This window comes from Mesorhizobium sp. M7A.F.Ca.CA.004.06.1.1 (assembly GCF_003999135.1).
Classification (GTDB): domain Bacteria; phylum Pseudomonadota; class Alphaproteobacteria; order Rhizobiales; family Rhizobiaceae; genus Mesorhizobium.
Window position 1 is genome coordinate 1 of the sequence record NZ_RZPQ01000339.1, and the last position, 6,123, is coordinate 6,123.

Annotated in this window: 6 protein-coding genes; 2 read left to right on the plus strand and 4 right to left on the minus strand. The window is 62.8% G+C overall.

What is annotated here, in order from left to right; translation table 11 throughout:
- Positions 1–29: 29 nt before the first annotated feature.
- On the minus strand, positions 30–1,070 hold the full coding sequence (epmA, locus tag EN906_RS19675) for an EF-P lysine aminoacylase EpmA (RefSeq protein WP_127266863.1): 1,041 nt from the start codon (positions 1,068–1,070) through the stop codon (positions 30–32).
- A gap of 117 nt (positions 1,071–1,187) precedes the next feature.
- Between epmA and efp the strand changes: the two genes are divergently transcribed.
- On the plus strand, positions 1,188–1,757 hold the full coding sequence (efp, locus tag EN906_RS19680) for an elongation factor P (RefSeq protein ID WP_027038615.1): 570 nt from the start codon (positions 1,188–1,190) through the stop codon (positions 1,755–1,757).
- 77 nt (positions 1,758–1,834) lie between these two features.
- On the opposite strand, the gene EN906_RS19685 is transcribed toward efp, so the two are convergent.
- Positions 1,835–2,734, minus strand: coding sequence for an HNH endonuclease (locus tag EN906_RS19685; RefSeq protein WP_127266864.1), 900 nt, complete (start codon positions 2,732–2,734; stop codon positions 1,835–1,837).
- A gap of 221 nt (positions 2,735–2,955) precedes the next feature.
- On the opposite strand from EN906_RS19685, the gene EN906_RS19690 reads away from it, so the two are divergent.
- Positions 2,956–3,498, plus strand: a complete 543-nt coding sequence (locus EN906_RS19690) for a dihydrofolate reductase family protein (RefSeq protein WP_127266865.1) — start codon at positions 2,956–2,958, stop codon at positions 3,496–3,498.
- A gap of 42 nt (positions 3,499–3,540) precedes the next feature.
- Here EN906_RS19690 and EN906_RS19695 read toward each other — a convergent pair whose 3' ends face one another.
- Positions 3,541–4,410, minus strand: coding sequence for a patatin-like phospholipase family protein (locus tag EN906_RS19695; RefSeq protein WP_127271511.1), 870 nt, complete (start codon positions 4,408–4,410; stop codon positions 3,541–3,543).
- A gap of 273 nt (positions 4,411–4,683) precedes the next feature.
- A complete protein-coding gene (locus tag EN906_RS19705) occupies positions 4,684–6,063 on the minus strand; it encodes a pitrilysin family protein (RefSeq protein ID WP_245465226.1) in 1,380 nt (459 codons plus the stop codon).
- Between the last annotated feature and the right edge of the window lie 60 nt (positions 6,064–6,123).

A 6,123-nucleotide genomic window follows, 5' to 3' on the forward strand; every position in this document is an offset into this window, starting at 1 on the left:
GAATCGAATAGGCCAGATCTTTCCGCGCCTCAGGCAACAGGCGTCCAGATCACGTCCTCGATTTTTTGCGCGCCGGTGGCCAGCATCGCCAGCCGGTCGAAGCCGAGCGCGATGCCGCTGGCCGGCGGCATGATGGCAAGGGCGGCGAGGAAATCCTCGTCCAGCGGATAGCGCTCGCCATAGATGCGCTGCTTCTCGTCCATCTCGATGACGAAGCGCCGGCGCTGCTCGTCGGCGTCGGTCAGTTCGCCAAAGCCGTTGGCGAGTTCGACGCCGCAGCAATAGAGCTCGAAACGCTCCGCCACGCGCGGGTCGCGTGGGCTCGGCCGTGCCAGTGCCGCCTCGGCCACCGGATATTCGCACAGGATGGTCGTTCGTCCCTGCCCGAGGAATGGCTCGATTTTTTCCACCATCACCCGGCTGAACAGGTCGGCCCAGCTGTCGTCGGGCGCGGTACGCATGCCGGCCCGGATCAAGGCGGCGTATAGCGCGTCGCGATCGGTGCTCCCGTCGGCGGCGACCGTGGCCAGCAGATCGATGCCGGAATAGTGGGTGAAGGCGTCCGCCACCGTCAGCCGTTCCGGCTCGGCGAACGGATCGCAGTCGCGGCCCCGGAAAGAGAAAAGAGTCGCCCCTGCCCTTGTAGCGGCCAGCGCCAGGAAGGCCGCGCAATCCAGCATCAGGCTCTCATAGGCTTCGCCCACCCGATACCATTCGAGCATGGTGAATTCGGGATGGTGCAAGGCGCCGCGCTCGCGGTTGCGGTAGACCGGACCGAAGCTGAAAATCCTGACTTCACCGGCGGCGAGCAGCTTCTTGCAGGCGAATTCCGGCGAGGTGTGGAGATAGAGCGGCGCCCTTGCGCCGTCCGGCCCGACCGCTTCGGTGGCGAAAGCCGCCAGATGCGCCTCGTTGCCGGGCGAAATCTGCAGGGCCGCCGTCTGCACCTCGACGAAATCATGGGCGGCGAACCAGTCGCGCAAGCTGGCGGCGATGCCGTTGCGCAGCATCAGCCGCGGGCGGCGGTCGGCATGAACGTCAGGCGTCCACCAGGGCGAAGCTTCGGTCATGCGGCTCGGATCATGGTGGAAGGGGGCTGGCGGCGGCGGCCAAGATGCGGTAGGCCCCCATCCAGCGCCGCACAAGCCGGCAAACGCCAGTCAACTCTTCTTGCAGGATTTAAAACCGTGGTGAAAGTCATCGCCAGTTCGCTCCGCAAAGGCAACGTCGTCGACAAGGACGGCAAGCTTTATGTGATCCTCTTTGCCGAAAACATCCACCCAGGCAAGGGCACGCCTGTAACGCAGCTCGACATGCGCCGCATCGGCGACGGGGTGAAAGTTTCGGAGCGCTACCGCACCACCGAACAGGTGGAGCGCGCCTATGTGGAAGAGCGCGAGCATACCTTCCTCTATCGCGACGGCGAAGGCTTTCATTTCATGAACCCGGAAAGCTACGACCAGGTCGCGGTGTCGGAAGCCGTGGTCGGCGACATGGCGCCTTACCTGCTGGAAGGCATGGCCGTGCAGGTGTCGCAGTTCAACGGCATTGCCATTTCCCTGGTGCTGCCGCAGCGCGCCACCTTCGAAGTGGTGGAAACCGAGCCGACGACCAAGGGCCAGACGGCCTCGTCATCCTACAAGCCGGCCGTGCTGTCCAACGGCGTGCGCACCCTGGTGCCGCCGCACATCGCGCCGGGCACCCGCGTGGTGGTGATGACGGCCGATGGCGCTTATGTGGAGCGGGCGAAGGACTGAGGGGGGCTCTTCCCGCTTAAAGGAGGCCCGTAAGCAAAGCCTTCCCATGGACAGGCGGGGCAGCTTCGAGACACCGCCTATTGCTTGAAACAGTGCTCGCGATGCCATTGCAAGAAATGAGGATGCGGGCGTTCGAGCTGTCGGCGAGGCGGAAGCGCGCGGCGCGTCCTGTTTATGAAGCCCTGCACGCTGTCGAAGTCATTGACCTGTCTGGAGATCAGGATTTCCAAATCGTCCGACAGGCTGATCAATCCACGGTCGAACATCCAATGCGCAGTGCCGGACAGTGCGATCCCATTGTTGACGACATCAGGCCCGTCCGCCTCAACCGGTCGAATATGTGCGGCAGAAACCTCTGCTCGGCCTCCGCCATTTATCAGCTTGAGACCTGTGATCGCGCAGCGCTCGTCATAGGCACGTAAGACGACTCGACGAAAAATGCGGTCCCGCACGATTCGCGATCCGATGTAGCTTACGCGATCACGACTCTGCTCGAATTCGAATGGCGCCTGCTCATCCTGAAAGCCGGCAGATATGCCGACCTCATCAACGCGCGGCAGCAACAACTCATTCGTATCCAGGCCCAGATCGATGATCCGGTTGAAGTCACTTGGGCTGAGTGCGCGGACGGCAGATTGGGCGCGGCCAGAAATCCGTCCCTCATCATTGAGCAGGCCTCGTTCGACGGGACCATCAGATCCGCTAAATGGAACAGGATTGACGAAATCGAGGTAGCTTCCGGGCTCAATCAGCGCGAGATACATGTCAGGCGTTACCGGATCGGGGATGATCTGCTGGACTTTCGCTACAGCGTAATAGCCCCGTGTATCGTTTACCTTGCTGGGCTCGTAGTAGATAATCCACTTGCCGACACACGCTTCAACGCGGCGCAGATACGGGCGAGGAAACTGGTATTGCTCTGCGGGGCGATCGTTGTATCGCGAATCCGAGCGATGAATGAAAACCCCGAATCCCATGAATCTTCCTGCAATGCGTTCTTGGGAATAACTACTCAGATGTGGCATCAAAATCCGAACTTTGGGGTTTAGTCCAGGCGCGGTCGCACTTCCCCATGGCATCGGTCCTTCGCAGCCTCGCGCTGAAGCGCCACACTACAACGAAGCGCAGCAATATATTTCGCGAAGCCTGTCACAAAGCGCCCACCCGGTTCGTCCTTTGACAGAAGAAGGAGAGCGCTATGCCAAAACTTATCGTCACCGAATTCATCAGCGTCGATGGCATTGCCGAGGTCGAGAAGCTGCCCAGCGTGACCTGGAACGACGAGATGAACAGGTTCAAGGAGGACGAGCTTGCCGACAGCGGCGCCATGCTTTTGGGGCGCACGACCTATGAGATCTTTGCCGGCTCCTGGCCAACGGAAACCGGAGATTTTGCCGACCGGTTCAACGCGCTGCCGAAATATGTCGCCTCAAACAGCCTGAAGGCGCTCGACTGGAAGCCGGCCGAATTGCTGAAAGGGCCTCTGCCGGAAGCGGTCAGGACGCTGAAGCAAGGCAGCGGCGGCAACATCTACGTGCATGGCAGCCTCAGCGTCGCGCAGGAATTGCTGCGCCACGGCCTGGTCGACCGCGTCAGGCTGCTCAGCTATCCAGGCACCGTCGGCCAGGGCAAGCCGCTATTCCCAATCGGTGAGCCGGTGGCGCTCGACCTGATTTCCGCAAAGCCGTTTAGCAACGGCGTGGTGGCGCTAGAGTATGCGCCGATGACGGCTAAGTCATAAGACGGTTGGGCTCTCTCCTCTCAGGTGAAGGAAAGATGCACTTCACCCGACCTGCTTCCCCCGCCTCCCCTTGATGGCGGCGCTATTCCTCGCCTCAACCACCTTCTCAACCTGCCGCTTCAGCTCATCCTTGATATCGACCGTCTCGTTCATCAAAGCGTCGATCTTCAGGAAATCGAGGACGCGGTATCTCGACACTGCCGGGCGGACCAGGATGTCGGGGCGGCATTGTTTCAGCTTGTTGGCGGTGATCGACTGCATCATCAGTTGGGTGGCGCCGAACATCAGGTCGACGGAGGTCGGCTGTTTGCGGTCGGCCTCTTCCGGCGCGCCGACCACGTCGACGCCGATGATGATGTCGGCGTCGTTTTCGATCAGGTCGAACGGCACGGGGTTGTAAATGCCGCCGTCGATCAGCAGCCTGCCGTCGCGCGTCACCGGCCGGAACACGGCGGGGATGGCCGCCGAGGCCGCCAGCGCCGAGTGCAGGTCGCCGTCTTCGAAGACAGCCAGCTTGTGGCCGAAATAGTCGGTCGCCGTCACCTTCAGCGGGATTTGCAGCTCGGCGAAGGTCTCGGGAATGGCTTCGGGCAGAAAGGCTTTCAGGATGCGCTCGACGTTGAACTGGCTGACGCGGATGCCGCCCTGCATGGCTTCGGCGATGGTGCCCGGCCGCGCCCGCCACATGCGGCTCGCCACTTGGGCGCGGCGGCCGAGGATCGAGCGGGCATAGTCGTGGATGTCCTTGCCGGTCATGCCCGATGCCATGCCGGCGCCCATGATGGCACCGATCGACGAGCCGGCAATCGCCACCGGCTTGATGCCCAACTCGTCCAGCGCCTCGATGACATGAATATGCGCCAGCCCGCGCGCGCCACCGCCGCCGAAGGCTATACCGAAGCTAGGCGCCATGGTGCGCGGCTCCTGCCTCGTTTCTGGCCGGCGACGGAGACCGCCAATTGTTGAAGTTGGCGCCGCCCCTCACCTGCCTGCCGGCATCCTCTCCCCGTATAGTGACGGGGAGAAGGGTGCTGCCATCGCCGATTTCGCCAATCACAAACGTTGCAAGATGGGCGCCGAGATTGCGGCCAGCCCCCTTCTCCCCGTCACTATACGGGGAGAAGTGCCCGGCAGGGCGATGAGAGGCAGCGCCGGCGTTCGGAAAAGAGAAATGCGCGCCGGGGCTCATCCCTTGCCGGCCCCGGCCAGTTTCGGTCCGATGACCATGATGGTCGGCTCGGTCGACAGCAGCTTCTTCGCCGCCGCCTTGACCTGGTCGAGCGTCACCGCGTTGATGTAGCCGGCGCGGCGCTGCATGTAGTCGATGCCGAGATCGTCGAGCTGCAGTTCGACCAGTGTCGCGGCGATGGCGCTGGACGAGTCCAGATTGTTGATGGCGTAGGCGCCGATCATGTATTTCTTGGTGGCCGCCAGTTCCGCTTCGGTCGGGCCTTCTTCGGCCAGTCGCTTGACCACATCGCGGATGATGCCCAGCGTTTCGGACGCGCGGTCGGAGCGGGTGCCGGTGCTGACGATCAGCGCGCTGGCGTGGTCCTGGTTGATGAGCGAGGAGTTGACGCTGTAGGCCAGCCCGCGCTTCTCGCGCACCTCCTGGAACAGGCGCGAGGTGAAGGTGCCGCCGCCAAGAATCTCGTTCATCAGCACGGCGGGGAAGAAATCCGCCGCCTTGCGCTTCACGCCGGGAAAAGCGAGCTGCAGGGAGGTCTGCGGCAGGTCGTAGTCGACCTCGATATGCTGCGCCAGCTTCGGGTCGATATCGGCCACTGGCCTCAGCGCCTGGTTTTGCGGCAGGTCGCCGAACACCATGTCGAGCTTCTTCTTCAGCGTCTCCGCGTCGATGGCGCCGACAACGGCGACCCGCAGCCCGCCGCGCGCGAACACCGCTTTGTGCGAGGCATTGAGATCATCGCGCGTGATGGTGGCGATGCTTTCCTTGGTGCCCTGGTCGGAGCGGGAATAGGGATGATCGCCATAAAGCGCTCGCGCCCATTTGTTCTGCGCCACCGTGTCGGGATCGTTTTCGCCGGCGATGATGCCGGACAGGATCTGGGAGCGGATGCGGTCAATCGGCAGCTGGTCGAAGCGCGGCTCGTTGACCGCCAGCCGCAACAGGTCGAATGCCTGGTCGCGCTGCTCGGCCAGCATGCGCATCGAGCCGTAGATGCCGTCGCGGCTCTCGTCGAAGCTCATTTCGGCGCCGGCATCGTCGAGCTTGATCTGGAAGTCTTCACTGTCGAGCGGGCCGGCGCCTTCGTCGAACAGGCCGGTCATCAGATTGGCCAGCCCTTCCTTGCCGACCGGATCCTGCGTCGAGCCGCCGCCGAAGACGAAGCGGATGGCGACAACCGGCACGGAATAGTCCTCGACCAGCCAGGCGGTGATGCCCTTTGGCGAGGTGACGGACTGGATGTCCATGGCCCGCGCGGTGAGTGCCGGCAGGATGAGGAAGAGGATGGAGAGAAGTAAAGTGATCAGCGGGGCGATGGCGCGGCTCGGGGTGGTCGTTCCAAACGAACAATTGTCGAAGTCGGCGCCGCCCCTCATCGCCCTGCCGGGCACTTCTCCCCGTATAGTGACGGGGAGAAGGAGGCTGGCCGCAACCTC